The sequence below is a fragment of the Peptacetobacter hominis genome (assembly GCF_006861675.1).
GTDB classification, from domain to species: domain Bacteria; phylum Bacillota; class Clostridia; order Peptostreptococcales; family Peptostreptococcaceae; genus Peptacetobacter; species Peptacetobacter hominis.
The window spans coordinates 57,688-76,726 of the sequence record NZ_SGJB01000005.1; the positions used below are offsets into that span (position 1 = coordinate 57,688).

Sequence of the window (19,039 nt, forward strand, 5' to 3'; positions counted from 1 at the left end):
ATAAAAATAGGGCATTTTACATCATTAGTTATTATGTAAAATACCCTATCAAAATATACTATTTTGAGTTAAACCACCGAACTATATCATACATGATTTCGTCTCTGTTTATCTCATTTAAAAGCTCGTGTCTTGCATCTGGATAAAGTTTCATAGTTACATCCTTTACCCCATATTTTTTATATCTTCTGTAAAGATTCTTTACTCCTTCTCCATTTTTACCTATCGGATCTGCATCACCCGATATAATCATTATTGGCACACTTTTTGAAAGTTTTTTCAGATTTTTATCTGATTCTATGTATATAAGACCTTTTACAAAGTCTCTATAAAATTCAACTGTACACATAAAACCACATTTTTCATCTTTTATATATTTATCTACTTCTTCTTCGTCTCGTGAAAGCCAATCATATTTGGTTCTTTTTTCTTTAAACTTTTTATTATTTGCTCCAAATACTGCATTTTCAATAAATGCACTTCTGTACCTTGCTCCTTTTATCTTTTCTATAACATGCAATAGTGGAAGCGCCAGTTTTATCAAAGGACCAAAATCTCCATTTGATCCTGCAAGAACAACTGCTCTTACCTCATCTGGATAATCTATAAGATATTTCTGAGATGCAAATGATCCCATACTATGACCAAAAAGGTATACTGGAAGCCCCTGATTTTCTTTTTTTATTATATCTGTAAGTATTTTCATGTCTTTAACAAGAAGATCAAACCCTTCATTTTCTGCAAAAAATCCAAGTCCCTCCATATCCTGTTCTGTTTCTCCATGACCCCTATGATCATTTATATATACAATATATCCTCTTTCTGTAAGGAATTTTGCAAACCTTTCATATCTTTTCCCTGTTTCTGTCATTCCATGAGCAATCTGAATTACTCCTTTTGTTGGCATATCTGTTTTACTTTCCCATCTTCTTGCAAAAATCGGTTTTTTATCTGCACCTTCGAAAGTAAATTCTCTGATATCCATAAAAACACCTTCTCATCAGTTAAAATATTTTTATATCAGCATCCTTTTCAAGTTCTTCAAGATGCTTTATATATCTGTCATCAAGTATAGATTTCTTGATATTTTCCTTTTCTTTATTCAAAGCGGATTTTTCTGTTTTTCTATTTGTAACTTTTACAATTTCATATCCACTGTTTGTTTCTATTACGTCAGATATTTCTCCTTTTTTAAGTTCGAAAACTTTTCCCGTAAATGCGGAATCTTTATCGCTCTTTTTAAAAAATCCAAGATTCCCACCATTTGCACCTGTTTTTTTGTCGTCAGAATACTGTTTTGCAAGTGTTGAAAAATCTTCACCATTTTTTGCTTTTTCAGCTATCTGATTTGCAAGTTCTCTTTTTTCCTTTTTCTGTTCCTCAGACATCGCTGTTCCATCATTATTTATAGTCGATATAAGTATATGAGATGCTTCTACATATTCCTGCTCAAACTCTTCTGAATGGGTATTGTAATATTCACTTATATCTGATTCCTTTACATTCTGCGAATTATCAAAGGCCTCTCTGTATTTTTCAGATAGTATATCCTCTGTTGCAAAATTTTCAAGTTCCTGCTCAGTTATTCCTTTTTTAGAAAGCTTTTCTTTTAGTATAGTATTCGATTCCAGCCCTTCCTTTATTGAACCGGCTCTTGTTGAACTTTCTTCTGAGGATACATTTATCCCATTTTCTATAGCCTTTTGCGATATTAACCGTCTATCAATCATAAATGTGATTATTTCACTGTCAAAATCAGAAAGCTCTTCCTCACTCATATCTTCAAGTGATTTTCCTGTATTATATTCGTTTATTACAGCTACGATGTTTTTTGTTGTTTCAAAATCATCCTTACTGATTTCTGTATCATTCACTTTTGCTACATTTTTATTTGAACATCCTGTAAAAATTATACAGGCTGCCAGAAATATAGCTGGTATAACTCTTTTTTTCATAAATACTCTCCTTAGTTAAGACTCAGATTCTGTAACCAGAAATTTTTAGGATTTTCATTCTGTCCTGCTGCAGCAAATTCATATCCCTGATCTGAATAGTATTTTATTATCTGTTCAAATGCTTCAATAGTCTGTGGTTTTTCATGCATAAGAAGTATTACATTCTGGCCATTACCATATGTTTTTACAACGTCCATTATACCTGCTGAACTGTTTTTCCAGTCATTTGTGTCTACATTCCAGTCCCATATTTTATAACCTGCAGAGACCATCGTATCATAAGATGCTTTTGTAGTATATGGCTTGCTTCCATACGGTATTCTTATAACTTTTGATGTTTTTCCTGTTATTTCTGTATATGTTTTACTGCACTGATCAAATTCTTTTTTCGCTGAATCAGCACTCCGATAAAGTTTGTGTACATCGTGACTTACGCTGTGAAATCCAGCTGTACTCGTACTGTTTGCAACATTTTTCACCTGCTGTGGATACCGTTTCATATTGCCGTCTATCATAAAAAATGTCGCCTTGGCATTATATTTTTCAAGAATTTTAAGCATCTGATCCGTATATTTTGATGGACCGTCATCTATTGTTATATATACTGTTTTACCAGATGTCTTTAATGGTCCTTTTGATGCCTCTTTTGATGTTTTTTCAACCATTCCAGATAATGTTTCCACTGAAAGCCGTTCATTTCTGATTTCTACTGCATTGGCAGAACTGAATTTATTGAATGCAAATGAAATCCCAGAGAAAAACAAACAAACTAAAACTATCCGTGCAAATATTTTCTTTTTATTATACCTTGTTTTTTTCTGTTTTCTTTTGCGAACTTTCTTCTTTCGTTTAACATTTTCATTTTTTCTTTTCTGTTCCATATAAACTTATCTCCTTTCAACGGTAATCGTATTCATTTGACTTATACTATTATACTACAAATAGTTTTAACATTGATAGTGTGACAGGTGTATTTGTAAATCTGTAACCATATTGTAATATATTTGAATAATTATTATATGTTTATACTACTATATTTAATATTTCAATAAATAATATAAGTTTATCAATCTAATTACACATAAATTTCAATCAATTCAGATATTTCAATATTTTCTATTCAGAATTACGTTTTTTTGTAGAAATTAATCATTCTTTGTAGTATAATTATTATATTATATAATATAGGGGATGATTTTATGTATCAGTATGACGATTATGTAAATTTAGCAGATTCTGTGGAACTACCTATTGAAATACGTGGCAAATGCGTTCGTGTTGTCAGCGTTCTTGATAATCTTGAAGACGTTGTTATTGTTCATAAATTCAAACTTTATGTTGTAAATGAAAAGTATATAACTGGACTTCAGGACTGATTTTATATATAAAAAGACCTATGATATATTCATAGGTCTTTTTTATATTTTCTATATAGTATTATGCAATGTTTTTATACGATTTTATTTCTCTGAATACAATAACTCCTGTTATGACAGTAGATATAAGATCTGAAAACGGCTGTGCAATCCACACACCTGTAAGTGCAAGATTACCTATTCTTGGCAGAATTAAAATTGCCGGAACAAGAAGAATAACCTGTCTTAAAAGACTTAAGACCATGGCTTTTTTAGCCTTACCTATAGACTGTATAAAGTTTGTACCTGTTATTGAAAGTCCAACTATAGGCATCATCATAAGCTGTAGTCTTATTCCGTGAACAGTTATATCCATAAGCTCCTTATCCCTGTTAAATACTGCTATTATAGGTTCCGGACATATCATTATAACAGCCCGTCCTATTACAAGTATTATAGTAGCTGCACCGAGAGATGCAATATATGTTTTTCTAACTCTATCATATTTTTCAGCACCGTAGTTGAAACCTATTATAGGCTGAGAACCTTGATTTATTCCAAATATAGGCATAAGGAAAAGCATTGATATTGAGTTTATAGTTGTCATAGCCCCTATTGCAAGGTCTCCACCATACATTTTCAGAGAATTGTTTGATATAACCTGAACCATACTTGCAGCAAGCTGCATAGCAAACGGAGATACACCTATTGCAAAAACCATTTTTACAAATTTAGGGTTAAGTTTAAGATTCTCTTTTTTCAGTTTAAGGTTTGATTTTCCACCCAGATAGTATTTTAATGTAAGAACCATAGTAAGACACTGAGATATTACAGTTGCTATTGCAGCACCTTCTATCCCCATACCTAATCCAAAGATTAAAAGTGCATCAAGAACTATGTTTGTAAGACACCCTGCAATCATAATTCCTGCCGATGTCTTGGGACTACCATCTCCTCTTATTGAATGGTTAAGAGAAAAAGATAACATATTTGGTATAGCCCCTAAAAGAATTATTCTTATGTATGCCTTTGCATATATAAGAGTTGTTTCACTTGCTCCAAATATAACTAAAATTTTATCAATAAATATAAGTCCTATAACCATTATGAGAAATCCGATTATTACAGCAAGTGTAACAGCATTTCCTATTAGTTTTTCGGCGAGATCTCTTCTTCCTTCGCCAAGTCTTATAGATATATTCGTTGTTGTTCCTATACCTACAAGCATACCAAATGCAAGTATTACAGTCATTATAGGTAGTGTTATTCCAAGTCCTGTTATTGCAAGCGGACCTACACCTTCAATATTTCCTATAAAAATTCTATCTACTATATTATAAAGACTATTTACAAGCATTCCTATTATTGCGGGTATAGAATATTTTATAAGAAGATTTCTTATTCTTTCTGTACCAAGAATCTGTTCGCCCATAATTTCACTCCCTCTTAAAAAAACTAAGGAGGTCATCGACCCCCCATTCAAAGAAACCCTATATAATTATATACACTAAAAATATATTTTTCAATATATTTATACATGTTATAACCAATATCTGCTTTTGAAAAATGAACTTTTACTGCTATAGCTAAGTATCTATCTATTATATTTCGGCAAATACTAAACACATAACCATAGTGTATATAAAGCAAACCTAATACAGTATATACCTTAAAACTAATATCTATTTTCTTTTTTTCTTGTATATTCTTTTCTTATAATTTTCTGTTATAGTTGAAAGAACTTTTTCGTATACTTCTTTTTCTTCGTCTGAAACTCCCTCATATATTATTTCATATATTTTGTCCATTATTTCATAGTATTCGTTTTTATATCTACATCCTTCTTCTGTTGGATAGAATAAAACATTCTGTATGTCAGTTCCGTTTGCAACTCTATATATAAGCCCCTGTTCTTCCATGTTTGAAAGCATTATAGACACAGTAGATTTTGCAAGATCTGTTTCCTGGCATATCCCACTGAACACTATTCCAGTTTCTTTGTTTTTCCATAAGACTTCTAGTACTCTGAATTTTGATATTGAAATATTTTTTATTCCTTTCTCTCTTAAAAAGGCATTAAAAAGTCTTTCCTGAGAAAAATGTATTCCTGCCGAGAATCTTATTACATCTTCTTTTTTTAACATAGCGTTCTCCTTTCCATCAAACCACAAAATTTGAAAATGTATATATCATACTTTAAATTAACCAATGTATATATCATACTTTAAATTAACTACATTATGTCAATACACTTCCTATAGAATAAAGCTTACCTTAATTTCACTAAAAAGTAAATATTTTATACTAACTTTTTATTTTTTTGACTATTTGCCCGACTTATATATATTACCCTATATATACTAATTCGATTTTTCTATCCCACTATATACAGTATTTGTCTTCATATAGGTATATCTTATCTATATTATACTCCTTTATTATTCATTATAACAGAATTTTTTCAAATTTTATATTATTTAAAAATATGAAAGTGCTGCTGTTTACATTGTATAGTAATACAGCAGCACCATAGATAATATTACATATAACTATATAATATTTATTTTATTATTTTGAATGTTTTTCTTTAAGATATGCATCTATTGAAGCAGCAGCTGTTTTTCCTGCACCCATAGCTGATATAACTGTTGCAGCACCTGTAACAGCATCTCCACCTGCGTATACAGCTTCTTTAGATGTAAGTCCACCTTCGTCAACAACAAGGCATCTTCTCTTGTTTACTTCAAGTCCTTTAGTAGTATCTGCTATTAATGGATTTGGTCTTGTTCCAAGAGACATTATAACAGTATCCACTTCCATTTCAAATTCTGATCCTGGTATTTCGATAGGTCTTCTTCTTCCTGACTCATCAGGCTCACCAAGTTCCATCTTAACGCATACCATACCTCTTACATTACCATTTTCATCTACAAGTATTTCCTTTGGATTTGTAAGAGTGTGGAATACTATTCCTTCTTCTTTTGCGTGGTGTACTTCTTCTACCCTTGCTGGAAGTTCTTTTTCACTTCTTCTGTATACTATATATGACTCTGAACCAAGTCTAAGTGCAGTTCTCGCTGCGTCCATTGCAACGTTTCCTCCACCTATTATAGCCGCTTTTTTACCTATATTTATAGGAGTATCGTATGAATCATCATATGCTTTCATAAGGTTTACTCTTGTAAGGTATTCGTTTGCTGAAACAACACCATTTGCATTTTCTCCAGGTATTCCCATAAATGATGGAAGACCAGCACCTGAACCTATGAATATTGCTTCAAATCCTTCTTCATCTATAAGTTCATCTATAGTTATTGTTCTACCTATAACTACGTTAGTTTCTATTTTAACGCCAAGATTTTTTATGTTGTTTATTTCTGACTGAACTACTTCTTTCTTTGGAAGTCTGAATTCAGGTATTCCGTAAGTTAAAACTCCACCAGCTTCATGGAATGCTTCAAATATTGTTACATCGTATCCTTTTCTTGCAAGGTCTCCTGCACATGCAAGTCCTGATGGTCCAGAACCAACTACTGCAACTTTTATTCCGTTTGCTTCTTCTTTCTCACAGCAGTTTACTCCATTTTCTCTTGACCAGTCTCCAACAAATCTTTCAAGTTTACCTATTGAAACCGGATCATTTTTTATACCAACTATACACTGACCTTCACACTGGCTTTCCTGTGGACATACTCTACCACATACTGAAGGAAGTGAACTTGCCAGTGATATAACCTGAGCTGCTCCTTCTATATCTCCTTCTTTAACCTTTGCTATAAATCCTGGTATATTTATTCCAACTGGACATCCTTTTACACATTTAGGGTTTTTACAGTTAAGGCATCTTGTAGCCTCTTCCATAGCTTCTTCTTTATTATATCCTAAACAAACCTCATCAAAGTTTGTAGCTCTTACTTTAGGATCCTGCTCTCTTACTGGTACTCTTTCTGCTTTTATAGCCATTATTTGTCACCTCCACATCCACATCTTCCACTGTGATGTGTATCCCCTTCTTCAAGTTTTAATATAGCTCTACCTTCTGCTGTTTTGTACATAGTCTGTCTTCTCATAGCTTCATCGAAGTTTACAAGATGTCCGTCAAACTCAGGACCATCGCAGCATGCGAATTTTATTTCATTTCCTACACTTACACGACATGCTCCACACATACCTGTTCCATCAACCATAAGTGTATTTAAACTTACTATTGTTGGTATTTCAAGTTCTTTTGTCATCATGCACATGAATTTCATCATTATCATTGGTCCTATGACTATAGCCTTGTCATATTTTTTACCCTGATTTTCTACAAGGTCTTTTAGACAGTCTGTAACTCTACCGTTAAATCCGTAAGAACCGTCATCTGTTGATATATAAACATTTTTAGCAACTTTTCTCATTTCATCTTCAAGTATTATAAGGTCTTTGCATCTTGCACCTATAATAACATCTACATCTACACCATGCTCTTTTAACCATTTTACCTGTGGATAAACCGGTGCAGCTCCAACCCCACCTGCAACAAATATCATATTTGTCTTCTTAAGGTCTTCGATATCTTCCTCTACAAAATCACTCGGATGTCCTAAAGGACCTACGAAATCACTTACAAAATCGTTTTCTTCAAGTCTTGCAAGTTTCATAGTAGTGGCACCAACTACCTGGAATACTATATTTACAGTTCCTTCTTCTGCATTATAATCAGCTATTGTTAAAGGTACTCTTTCTCCTTTTTCATCAAGCTTGATTATTATGAACTGTCCTGGTTTTGCTGACTTAGCTACTCTTGGAGCTACTATGTCCATAGAATAAATCTTGTCAGTTAAAAGTTCTTTTTTGGCAATTCTAAAACTCATATCACATTCTCCATTCTCTTAAAGAGTAAAATAAATTTCTGGCGCATAACTTTATAATTGCTCCATATCTCAAATTATACTATATTTCAGTTATTTATGGTAGATTATAAAATAACGTTTGTATAAATACTTTTTCATTATTTATAAATATTTGACTTTATTTTTTAGAGGAATAATTTTCTTTCCATATATAATTTTGTTCTGTTTAAACATCAGAAATACTGGAATATTCACGTTTATTATTATTTACAGAAGATTTGTTATTGTTAAATTTTATATAAAGTATTATTTATCCGATTATTTTTTTTAATCATCATTTTTATATGCATTAAAAAGTTTCATGATTATTCATTTTATAAATCCTTCACAAAAGTCTCGTTATTTAATAATATGGTATTTATATTCATCCTAGTAATATAAATACGATTTCTAGAAATATTTTTTTACTTCTCAAAAGATATTTTTATTATACAAAATTATATTTTCAAAAAATTTATTATGTTAATTTTTTATCTCTATATAATAATAAAATAGACAGTCATATTTAAAATAAAACTGTCTATTTTCTATATCATACTATATTTTATTTTTATCTATTATACTTTTACTTCATACAATATTTTTGTAATTATTTTCCTCAAATAATATTTTTATTATCTATGAAATACTTTCCCAGTCCAAGTTTTTGCATATTGAAGAACCGGAGCTTTTCTCATAAGAAGTATAAATAAAACTTCCATAACTAAAATCCGTATTATACACACAACCATTACATTTGATTCAACCCGCATAAACATCATTACTTTCATAAACATATATAACAATGCTTCACTATAGACAGCCCACATACTTGCCACAACTGCAGCTATTAAAAGACATGCAATTATTAGTCTGATAATACCTACTCTATAAATAAGGCTTCCTATAAAGTTTCCTAGTGAAACTGCTACCGCGATTACAATAAGTGTATTCTTTGTATTATCAATTGCTGATGAAGATGCAACTGCTTTTATAAAGCTCTCCATCATATTCCCACCTGATAGTCCACTTGCAACTGCAGCATATAATCCTGTCATTATGTAACATATAATTGTTGATATAATAGTGAATATTATAGATGTTATTATTATCGATTCTATAACTCTTTTTCTATCTGCTCTTATATTCATAAGCTCATTGAACATCTGATATGCCATAACAGCTCCATATGCTCCGGATACCCCTAATATAGATCCGCTCATGCCTGATTCTATCGGTCCTACTCCCAAAAACATATCTGTTCCAAAAAACTTTGATGCTATAACCATCGCAATTATAGAAAAAACATACATAAAAAACATTACTAATATGTAAAGTTTAAAAAATCTTTTGTAATATCCTAAATATGGTAAAAGTTTTTTCATATCTGTCCACCTCCAGTTACATTAAGAAATACTGTTCTGTAATCTGTATGTTCAATAGCTATATTATTTTCTCTGATATTTTTTATATCATCGTCATTCATATTTCTATATATAAAATATGTATCCGTATTTCCTACCTTCGATATATGTTTCATATCATCGAAAAATTCAAGCTTTCTGATATCTTCCTCATTTCCTGAAACTATATAACTTTTTTCAAGGGTATCCGAAATATCTTCATCCAGCACAACCTTATTTTCGTCTATAATAACAGCATGTTCGATGATATTTTCCATTTCACCTATCATATGAGTAGCTATTATGTATGTATTTCCTGTTTCAGAATACCTATCTATAAGCTCGTCATAGAATATTTTTCTATTTGCTTCATCAAGTCCGACTGTTGGTTCGTCAAGTACTGTTATAGGTGCATTTGCTGAAAGCGCAGTTATGATTGCAACTGCCGATTTCTGACCTCTTGAAAGACCAGTATAACCTTTTTTAATATTTATATTGAATTTCTTTGTAAGATATTTTTCGTACTCTTTATCATATGAATCGAAGAATAGGCTGTATACATTGAATATATCCTTTACTCTTGAATCAGAAGAAAACGTCTCTTTTTCCTTTACTGTGCAGATATTTTCAAGAAGGTCCATATTTTTGCCTATATATTCTCCATTTACAAATACTTTTCCACTATCTGGTATCAACTGATTTGCCATTATACTTATAAGTGTGCTTTTTCCAGATCCATTTCTTCCAAGTAATCCGTATATTTTTCCCTCTTCAAATGTTACAGATATATCTTCAAGAACATTTTTCTTTCCAAATCTATGTGATATATTTTCAACTCTGATAGCTTCTCTCATTTTTTTCACCCCTTATATTTCTGTATAAGCTCTATAAGTTCATCTCTGGTTATACCTATTTTTTCCGCTTCATCCAGAAGATTTCCTATTTTTTCATTGATAAACTGTTCTTTTCTATCTTTTCTTATAATCTCTACAGCTCCCTCCTGTACAAACATTCCAAGTCCTCTCCTTTTATACAATATATTTCTATCTACAAGAAGATTCATTCCCTTTAGTACCGTTGCTGGATTTATACTGTACCGTTTGGATATTTCTGTAGTTGACGGTACCTGCTCACCTTCTGAAATTCGGTTACATATTATTTCATCTTCTATTGCTTTTGCTATCTGAAGAAATATCGGTTCATCTCCATTCAAAGTGAATTTCATACTTCTACCTCCTTTCTGTTGATAGAGGTTTTCTAGTTTAGTAGTTAGTTAGTTGAGTAATTAACCTCTTAACTATTATATATCATACACTCTCCATACTGTCAATAGAATCCACCGAAAAATATATAAATTTTCAAAAAATTTAATTTATATACTCTCTTCAATTTACACATCGTTAATTTTGTAATAATATTAAATTATAATAAAAACTTTCTGGGAGGCGATTTTATTGAAAAATCTTATTTCAGCTGAAAATCTTATTTCAAAAATACAGTCTGGAGAACCTGTTGTACTTCTTGACTGTAGATTCAATCTTATGGACAGGGGATATGGTGCTCTTGCATACAGAAGAGGTCATATAATAGGAGCTCATCTAATAGATGTTGATAAGGATTTATCTGCTCCTATAACAGAACATGGTGGATTCAACCCTCTTGCCGATCCTGAGATACTTTCTAAAAAACTTGAAAAAATGGGAATAGACAACGATTCGTATATCGTTACATACGATGAGGGCGATTTAAATGGCGCATCAAAACTTATGTATCAGCTTATGTATATGGGAATCAAAAATGTAGATGTTCTCGATGGCGGATTACCTGCTTTTATAAAAGCCGGTGGAACACTTGTAACAGAAATTCCTGCCGAAGACTATACTGATAAGAAAATTGTTCTTGATTTAGATGAAGATATGATGGTAGATATGGAATATGTAAAGAAAAGACTTTACAGCCCAGATACTATAATAATAGACTCAAGATCAAATGAAAGATATCAGGGTATTGTAGAGCCTGCATATAAAAAAGCTGGGCATATACCAAGTGCAAAAAATTATTTTTTCAATGATATACTTAACAGTGATTTCAGTAATGGTTCATACAAAGATATTGAATTTTTAAAAGATCATTTTAAAGACCTTATAGATACAGATAAAGAGATTATACTTTCATGTGGTTCAGGTATAGCTGCATGTGTAAATGGACTTGCACTTAAACAGCTTGGTGTTCCTCATAAAATATATCCTGGAAGTTTCTCTGACTGGATAAGCTATGATGAAAATGAAATAATGACTGGTGAAGAATAAGTTTCGTAATAAATTTTGTAATACTTAGTACAATATTTGTTGTGAATATATAATTATAATAAAAAATAAGCGACTCCTTCTCGGAATCGCTTATTTTTTATTTAAGATTTAATATTTCAGCTATATCATTTGCTGTAAGTTCTGGAGTCATATGATATTCCTGATATAGTTTTTCTGCAGGAACTCTATCTGTAAATCTTCTCTTCGCTCCAAAGTTAAGTACTTTTATATTATCTTTTGAAAAATATGCAGCTACTTTTTCTCCATATCCTCCCTCAAGTACACCTTCTTCAAGTGTCACCACAAGTTCATGATTTTCTTTTATACAATTCATTAACTCGTTATCTATTCCATTTATATATACTGGATTTACAATAGTTGTCGACATATTGTATCTTCTATCGAGTTCTTCACTTATTTTTTCTCCAAGTTCGATAGTACTGCCAACTGCAACTATGCATACTTTATTTCCTTCTTTGATAACTTTTGATTTATTTATCCCAGTAAATACAAATTCTGAATCTTCCATATGTATAACTTTTGAAGGAACTCTTATAACAACCGGATATTTATCCTGTTCTATCGCCCAATCACACATTGAAATATATTCCTCTACAGTTGCCGGTGCCATATGGACAATCTCCGGTATACTTCCTAAAAGTGCAATATCAAATATTCCAAGATGTGTCTTGTCAGCACCACTTATTCCTCCACCAAATACCAGTATTACAGCCGGATTTCTATTGAGTGCAAGATCCTGTGATATCTGATCATATGCTCTTTGTATAAATGAACTATGTATTCCAAGAACCGGTTTTGCTCCTGCAGATGCAAGTCCTGACGCGTATGCGACTGCATGCTCCTCTGCTATACCCGTGTCAGTGAACTGATTTTCAAAACTTCTTACTTTCTTTGTAAACCCGCTTGTCATAGGTGTTGCCGGAGTTATTGCTATTACTGAACTATCATTTTTCATTTTTTCAAGTATATATTTCTCTGTTATAGACGCATAATTTTCCTCATTTGAAATATTCAGAGGTTTTCCTGTTTTTCTATCAAACGGAGAATTAAAATGCCATTTTTCCTTTTCAACTTCTGCAAATTCAAGACCTTTTCCTTTCTGTGTACATATATGTACAACAACAGGTCTATCAGTATCCTTCACTTTTTCTAAAACATTTATCATGCTTTCTATATCATTTCCATCTTTTACAAATGTATAATCAAGTCCGAATGATTTAAATATATTGCACTCTGATTTCCCATCGGTTTCTCTAAGCATCTTCAGATTTTTATATATTCCACCCTGGTTTTCAGCTATACTCATATCGTTATCATTGAATATTATTATAAGATTACTATTTAGCTCAGCTGCATTGTTAAGACCCTCAAGCGCTTCTCCTCCACTAAGTGAACCATCTCCAATAACAGCAATTACATTGTGTTTTTCGCCCTTTAAATCCCTTGCTTTTACAAGTCCACAGGCAAGACTTACAGATGTTGAAGTATGTCCAACTGAAAATATATCGTGATTGCTCTCATATTTTGAAGTAAATCCACTTATGCTATTGTATTTTTCTGGGTCTGTAAATCCATATTTTCTTCCTGTAAGTATCTTATGAGTATAGCACTGATGAGATACATCAAATACTATCTTGTCTTTTGGTGAATTAAAAACATAATGCATCGCTATTGTAGCTTCAACTATCCCAAGGTTTGGCCCTACATGTCCACCTGTTTTACTTAATTTATCTATAAGTACATCTCTTATTTCTTCCGAAAGTATATTCATATCTTCAATAGAAAGTTTCTTTAAATCCGATGGATAATCTACTTTATCCAGAATTTTATAATTTTGATTCATCTGATTTCCTCCTTATATAGTCAAATAATTTTATTGTTTAATTTTCTCAATAAATTTATTTTACCATACTGCTACATGTCCATCACATCTTTTTTCTGTAGCACAAATATACCCGCCATTTTTATTCTTCATTATAATTTGTCCTCTTCCCATTGTAATTTTATTTTCTACAACTTTTACATCATGATTTCTTTTTATAAGTCCATCTATAACATTCTGAGGCATATCGCTTTCAACCTCGATTCTCATACCATCTATCCATTGCCATCTAGGAGCATCCAAAGCTTCCTGTGGATTCATATTGTAGTCGATTAAATTTGTAATTACCTGGAACTGTCCCTGTGGCTGCATAAATGCACCCATTACTCCAAAAGGCCCGATAGCCTCACCATCTTTAAGTATAAATCCCGGTATTATTGTGTGATATGGCTTTTTAAACGGCTTTACAAAATTGTCGTGTTCAGGATCTGTGCTGAAATTATTTGCCCTGTTGTGAAGAGCTATTCCAGTTTCCGGAACTACAAGTCCTGATCCAAAATTCATATAGTTGCTCTGTATGTGTGATACCATATTTCCGTCTTTGTCTGCTGTACATAGATACACTGTTCCACCGCAGAAAGGTTCTCCAGATTTAGGATATATCGCATTTTCAGATATAAGTTTTCTTCTCTCTGATGCATAATTTTTATTGAGCATTGCCTCTACTGACACAGTCATTTCATTCTTATCTGTTACATATTTTTTAGAATCAGAAAAAGCCAGTTTCATTGACTCTATCATTCTATGTATATTTATATCAGTATCTCTTTCATTTCCGGTTTCAAAACCCTCCATTATATTAAGAGCCATAAGAACTGTTATCCCATGTCCATTTGGAGGAAGTTCTGATATAGTATAGCCTCTATAATCTGTTTTTATAGGTTCAACCCATTCAGGTCTGAATTTTTCAAGATCTGACTTTCTTATCGCTCCGTTGTATCTTCTACTGAAAGAATCTATCTTATCAGCCAAGTCTCCTCTATAAAAACTTTCACAGTTTGTTTTTGCAAGTTCTCTAAGAGTTTCAGCCTGTTCTTTACATTTAAACATATCTCCAGCCTCTGGACATTTTCCATCTGGAGCAAATACTCTGAACCATTCTTCAAATTCTTCAGTCTTAAATTCTTTACTATATATGTCAAATGATTCTCTCCAAAGCTTGGCTACATTCGGATATATTATATATCCGTTTTCAGCATAGTCAATTGCAGGTTTCAGACATTCTTCAAGACTCAGCTTTCCAAATTTTCTATTCAATTCCCCCCACGATGCCGGAATTCCTGGAACTGTTACTGCATCAAAACCATAAAGAGGCATTTTATCCATATCTTTATAGTTTTCGGACTTCATAAGCTCAGGAGCAAATCCACTTGAATTAAGAGCATAAAGTTTCTTTTCACTTTCTATCCATACCTGTGAATATGCATCTCCACCTATGCCATTACTAGTAGGCTCTACAACTGAAAGTGCAGCAGCAGTAGCAACCGCTGCATCTACTGCATTTCCTCCTTTTTTTATCATATCAAGCCCTGCCTGAGCTGCGAGCGGATTTGATGTTGCCACAGCACCTCTTGGAGCATACATAACATTCCTGATTGAAGGATATCTATTTTCAAGTACATTAAAATTCATCACTTTCACCTCTTTACACATATTTATTTTAGTATTCTATAACTTATTTATAATATCCTTTTATACGCATACTTAAAACTTAATCAATATTATAATTATTTGATAATATTTAATTAAATTCCTTTGACTTATACCATCCTTTTTCATTATAATAAGATTGTGGCTATATATTTATTGATATTTTTTGAAAGGAGGATAATATGGCGGATTTAGATAAAAAGGATTTTTCTACCTCAAAAAATCCATTTAAACGATTTGCTGCATTTTGTGCTGAACACAAAAAAGGTTGTTTTGCATTTCTTGTAGTGGTAATCGTACTTGGTTTTATGTTTGGTACTGATTATATTAGAAGAAACAAAGAGGCGGAGGAAGTTCGGAAGAAATACGAACTTTATAAGGTACCTGAATATCAGAAGGTAGATATAAGTGGTATGGTTACTCCAAAAGAAAGTAAGCAGTATGCATATCCTGAAGATAATTCACTTAGTGATGTAAGTGTAGAAAACGGCCAGGAAGTAAATGCCGGAGATTTACTTTTTACAACTAAGGACAATTCAGTTGTAGATCAGATAAACAGTCTTAAATCTCAGCTTTCAAGCCTTAATTCTCAGAAGGTCACTGCAAGCAAGAACAACTCTGATGCTTCTGTAATAGCATCTATAAACTCTCAGATATCTTCTGTTGAATCTCAGATATCTTCTCTGAACAGCAGAGCCTATGTTAAGAATACAGCTCCTTTTGCTGGAAAAGTTTATATAAATGACCAGAATTCAGAAGATATGTCAAAATCATTTATATCTCTTGTAAGCAATGAGTTCTATATGAAGGGATATGTAAGTGAAAATGATCTTTCTAAAATTCAGATAGACCAGACTGTAAGTCTTAAAGTTGGTCCTACTTCTGAAAAAATGACTGGTAGAGTAAGCTTTGTATCTGACAGACCTACATCAGACAAAACAAAAGATATGAAAGAAAATCTTTCATACTATGATGTTTATGTAACATTTGAAAAACAGGAAAATCTTGTAAACGGCTATCATGTAGCTGCAGATTTAGAAATAGTTTCAAATGAATATACTGTACCTTCAACTGCTGTAATAAAAAACGGCAGCGAAGCATATGTAATGAAAAATCTTGACGGAATACTTAAAAAACAGACTGTAACAATTGTTAAAGAAGCTAAAAATACAGTTACAATTTCCGCAAACCTTGAACCTGGAGACCAGATACTTAAAGCTCCGGACAAGACTATGAAAGAAGGGGATACAATCCCTAAAGAAGCTCTTAAAGATAAATCTACAAAAGTAGATTCTGAAGATCTTAAAATACCGGACGTTGACGGAAATATAGAAGAAGATAAATAATAAAAAAAGTGTACCCTAAAGGGTACACTTTTTTTATCTGCTTTTATTAATTAAGAATCTTCTTTTGTACTTCATATCAGCATACTCTGAAATTTTCTTCAAATATACAGTGTTTGTAATTCCACCGGCTATACCAACTACAGGTATCCCCTGTATAAATTTCATATAAAGCATTCCCTTTGATACAGACATAGCTGTACGCTTAATCTGAGAGCTTATATCATCATCTGATACATAAACATCAGACTCCATAAATATATTTATACCATTATTATTGGAAATAAATGATTCTCCCTCGTCCATAGCAGTCTCTATTAGTTTCAGGATAAAAAATCTTTCATACTTACTTTCATATTCGTATCCATAACTCATCGCTATTTCATATATACTTTTTAAAAGCACTCCTGTAAATACAGGTATATCTGGTATTCCTATTCCAAGAGCTCCCATACCAGCTCCTTCTATTCCCGATATAATCATATTTTTCTTTTTTGATTCTCCTGATTTTCTGGAAAACTGCTTTAGACTTTTTCTGTTGTTCTGTTCAGAGTGTATGTACTCATTATTTTCATATTCATACATATAATCATCTTTGTTATATGTCTTTTCTATTATAATATTTCCCTTTGTGAAAACAAGTTCAAATGCTTTTTCAAAAGCACGCTCAAGTGTGTTCCGAAGTTTTTCAGGTACTTTATCCTCCAGTAGACGATTAATGTATGATTCTTTTACATTTGTTCTTTTCTGAACCAACTTTCTTTCTTTTGATTCCAGTATTGTAAGTTCTCTTTTGACAGGATCAATATCTTTTCTGAAAAACATATCCATACCTCCCAAATATCCAGTACTCTTTATTTATCCATATATGCTATATTTCCCGCACATATTGTGTATTTTACCTTACCTGTAAGTTCCATTCCTGTAAAAGGAGTATTTTCAGCTTTTGAAGCATAATCTCCTGCTGTCCATTTTTCATCCGGATTGAAAATAACTATATCTGCAGGCATATCAGGTTCTATGGATGCAGTTTTAAGATTATAAAGTTCCGCCGGTTTTACAGACATTTTCTCCATAAGTTTCATATATGAAAGGTGTCCTGGTTTTACAAGAGATGTTATTCCAAGTGCAAGAGATGTTTCAAGCCCTATTATTCCACTTGGAGCATTTCTGAATTCCACATTCTTTTCTTCATTTGTATGAGGTGCATGATCTGTAGCTATTATCTCTATTGTATCATCTTTTAGACCTTCTATTATTTTTTCTCTATCCCATTCAGTTCTAAGAGGTGGATTCATCTTTGCAAATGTACCGTGTTCTCTGACTGCTTCTTCTGTTAGTGTAAAATGGTGAGGAGATGCTTCTGCATAAACCCTTGCTCCATGTGATTTTGCAAATCTCACCATATCTACAGATACACCTGAACTTATATGTTGTATATCTACTTTTGCGCCTGTTTTTATAGCCATCATGCAGTCTCTTGCAACCATAACATCTTCTGCTGCATTTGAAGCTCCTGGAAGCCCCATTTCTTCAGATACTTTTCCTGCATTTACTCCAGGATTTCCTATAAGAGAAGGGTCCTCCTCATGGAAACTAAGTGGCACATCAAGCTCTTTCGCCATTTCCATAGCTTTCATAACAAGTGCTGTATCATTTATAGGAAGTCCATCATCTGTAAATCCAGGTGCACCGGCTTCTTTAAGAGCTTTCATATCTACAAGCTCTTTTCCCATAAATCCTTTTGTTATTGCAGCTGCCTGAAGTACATTTATAGGAGCATTTTCAGCCTTATTCTGGACATATCTAAGCACTTCCTCGTTGTCCACAACAGGTTTAGTATTCGCCATACATACAACAGTTGTAAAACCACCTTTTGCAGCTGATGCAGCACCTGTCATTATATCTTCCTTATATTCAAATCCCGGATCTCTGAAATGAACATGTACATCTATAAGACCTGGTGCAACTATCATTCCCTCTGCATCTATTATTTTTTCGTACCCATTTTCATCTATTTTTCCTATTTTTTCTATTTTACCCTCTTTTATGGCTATATCTACAACTTCATCTGTATTTGTAGCCGGGTTTATAAGTCTACCGTTTTTTATAAGCATAATATTTTTCCTTTCTTCCCTTTCTATAACAATATATTTCTTATATTTATAATACTTTATTGAGAAGTTTATTTCAAGATAAGCAAAAGGACTGTATACATAGTGTATACAGTCCCTAAATATCTATAAT

At 32.3% G+C, this 19,039-nt stretch carries 17 protein-coding genes; 3 read left to right on the top strand and 14 right to left on the bottom strand.

Annotated features, from left to right (window positions below):
• Window positions 1–58: 58 nt before the first annotated feature.
• The 3 genes from EXD82_RS03765 to EXD82_RS03775 are packed head-to-tail and all read right to left on the bottom strand — an operon-like array spanning window position 59 to window position 2,836.
• Window positions 59–985 carry an alpha/beta hydrolase gene (locus EXD82_RS03765; protein ID WP_142535576.1) on the bottom strand — a complete coding sequence of 309 codons (927 nt, stop codon included), beginning with the start codon at window positions 983–985 and terminating at the stop codon, window positions 59–61.
• A gap of 19 nt (window positions 986–1,004) precedes the next feature.
• On the bottom strand, window positions 1,005–1,955 hold the full coding sequence (locus tag EXD82_RS03770) for a peptidylprolyl isomerase (RefSeq protein ID WP_142535577.1): 951 nt from the start codon (window positions 1,953–1,955) through the stop codon (window positions 1,005–1,007).
• 11 nt (window positions 1,956–1,966) lie between these two features.
• Entirely contained in the window at window positions 1,967–2,836 is an 870-nt protein-coding gene (locus EXD82_RS03775; protein WP_142535578.1) for a polysaccharide deacetylase family protein, read from the bottom strand.
• A 318-nt stretch (window positions 2,837–3,154) separates the two neighbouring features.
• Here EXD82_RS03775 and EXD82_RS10280 point away from each other — a divergent pair, with 318 nt between their 5' ends.
• Entirely contained in the window at window positions 3,155–3,331 is a 177-nt protein-coding gene (locus EXD82_RS10280; RefSeq protein ID WP_174919148.1) for a hypothetical protein, read from the top strand.
• 61 nt (window positions 3,332–3,392) lie between these two features.
• On the opposite strand, the gene EXD82_RS03780 is transcribed toward EXD82_RS10280, so the two are convergent.
• The 7 genes from EXD82_RS03780 to EXD82_RS03810 all read right to left on the bottom strand — a co-directional run bounded on the left by EXD82_RS03780 (window position 3,393) and on the right by EXD82_RS03810 (window position 10,812).
• Window positions 3,393–4,742, bottom strand: a complete 1,350-nt coding sequence (locus tag EXD82_RS03780) for an MATE family efflux transporter (protein ID WP_174919149.1) — start codon at window positions 4,740–4,742, stop codon at window positions 3,393–3,395.
• Between the two features lie 250 nt (window positions 4,743–4,992).
• Window positions 4,993–5,454, bottom strand: a complete 462-nt coding sequence (locus EXD82_RS03785) for a MarR family winged helix-turn-helix transcriptional regulator (RefSeq protein ID WP_142535579.1) — start codon at window positions 5,452–5,454, stop codon at window positions 4,993–4,995.
• A 424-nt stretch (window positions 5,455–5,878) separates the two neighbouring features.
• On the bottom strand, window positions 5,879–7,273 hold the full coding sequence (gene gltA / locus EXD82_RS03790) for an NADPH-dependent glutamate synthase (protein WP_142535580.1): 1,395 nt from the start codon (window positions 7,271–7,273) through the stop codon (window positions 5,879–5,881).
• Window positions 7,273–8,166 carry a sulfide/dihydroorotate dehydrogenase-like FAD/NAD-binding protein gene (locus tag EXD82_RS03795; RefSeq protein ID WP_142535581.1) on the bottom strand — a complete coding sequence of 298 codons (894 nt, stop codon included), beginning with the start codon at window positions 8,164–8,166 and terminating at the stop codon, window positions 7,273–7,275. Before EXD82_RS03795 ends, gltA begins: the two co-directional genes overlap by 1 nt.
• Before the next feature lie 653 nt (window positions 8,167–8,819).
• Window positions 8,820–9,569, bottom strand: a complete 750-nt coding sequence (locus EXD82_RS03800) for a hypothetical protein (protein ID WP_142535582.1) — start codon at window positions 9,567–9,569, stop codon at window positions 8,820–8,822.
• The gene (locus tag EXD82_RS03805; RefSeq protein ID WP_142535583.1) at window positions 9,566–10,441 is read right to left on the bottom strand and encodes an ATP-binding cassette domain-containing protein; all 876 of its coding nucleotides are present in this window, start codon (window positions 10,439–10,441) and stop codon (window positions 9,566–9,568) included. Before EXD82_RS03805 ends, EXD82_RS03800 begins: the two co-directional genes overlap by 4 nt.
• Before the next feature lie 5 nt (window positions 10,442–10,446).
• Window positions 10,447–10,812, bottom strand: a complete 366-nt coding sequence (locus tag EXD82_RS03810; protein ID WP_142535584.1) for a GntR family transcriptional regulator — start codon at window positions 10,810–10,812, stop codon at window positions 10,447–10,449.
• Window positions 10,813–11,041: 229 nt separating this feature from the next.
• Here EXD82_RS03810 and EXD82_RS03815 point away from each other — a divergent pair, with 229 nt between their 5' ends.
• Window positions 11,042–11,896: a sulfurtransferase gene (locus EXD82_RS03815; protein WP_142535585.1), complete on the top strand. Its 855-nt coding sequence runs from the start codon at window positions 11,042–11,044 to the stop codon at window positions 11,894–11,896.
• A 97-nt stretch (window positions 11,897–11,993) separates the two neighbouring features.
• On the opposite strand, the gene EXD82_RS03820 is transcribed toward EXD82_RS03815, so the two are convergent.
• Window positions 11,994–13,760, bottom strand: coding sequence for a 1-deoxy-D-xylulose-5-phosphate synthase (locus tag EXD82_RS03820; protein ID WP_142535586.1), 1,767 nt, complete (start codon window positions 13,758–13,760; stop codon window positions 11,994–11,996).
• A 60-nt stretch (window positions 13,761–13,820) separates the two neighbouring features.
• On the bottom strand, window positions 13,821–15,431 hold the full coding sequence (gene ggt / locus EXD82_RS03825) for a gamma-glutamyltransferase (RefSeq protein WP_142535587.1): 1,611 nt from the start codon (window positions 15,429–15,431) through the stop codon (window positions 13,821–13,823).
• 200 nt (window positions 15,432–15,631) lie between these two features.
• On the opposite strand from ggt, the gene EXD82_RS03830 reads away from it, so the two are divergent.
• The gene (locus tag EXD82_RS03830; RefSeq protein WP_142535588.1) at window positions 15,632–16,795 is read left to right on the top strand and encodes an efflux RND transporter periplasmic adaptor subunit; all 1,164 of its coding nucleotides are present in this window, start codon (window positions 15,632–15,634) and stop codon (window positions 16,793–16,795) included.
• Between the two features lie 33 nt (window positions 16,796–16,828).
• Here EXD82_RS03830 and EXD82_RS03835 read toward each other — a convergent pair whose 3' ends face one another.
• Window positions 16,829–17,617 carry an EcsC family protein gene (locus EXD82_RS03835; RefSeq protein WP_142535589.1) on the bottom strand — a complete coding sequence of 263 codons (789 nt, stop codon included), beginning with the start codon at window positions 17,615–17,617 and terminating at the stop codon, window positions 16,829–16,831.
• A gap of 29 nt (window positions 17,618–17,646) precedes the next feature.
• Complete coding sequence (locus EXD82_RS03840; RefSeq protein ID WP_142535590.1) at window positions 17,647–18,912, bottom strand: dihydroorotase; 1,266 nt, start codon at window positions 18,910–18,912, stop codon at window positions 17,647–17,649.
• Window positions 18,913–19,039: the final 127 nt, after the last annotated feature.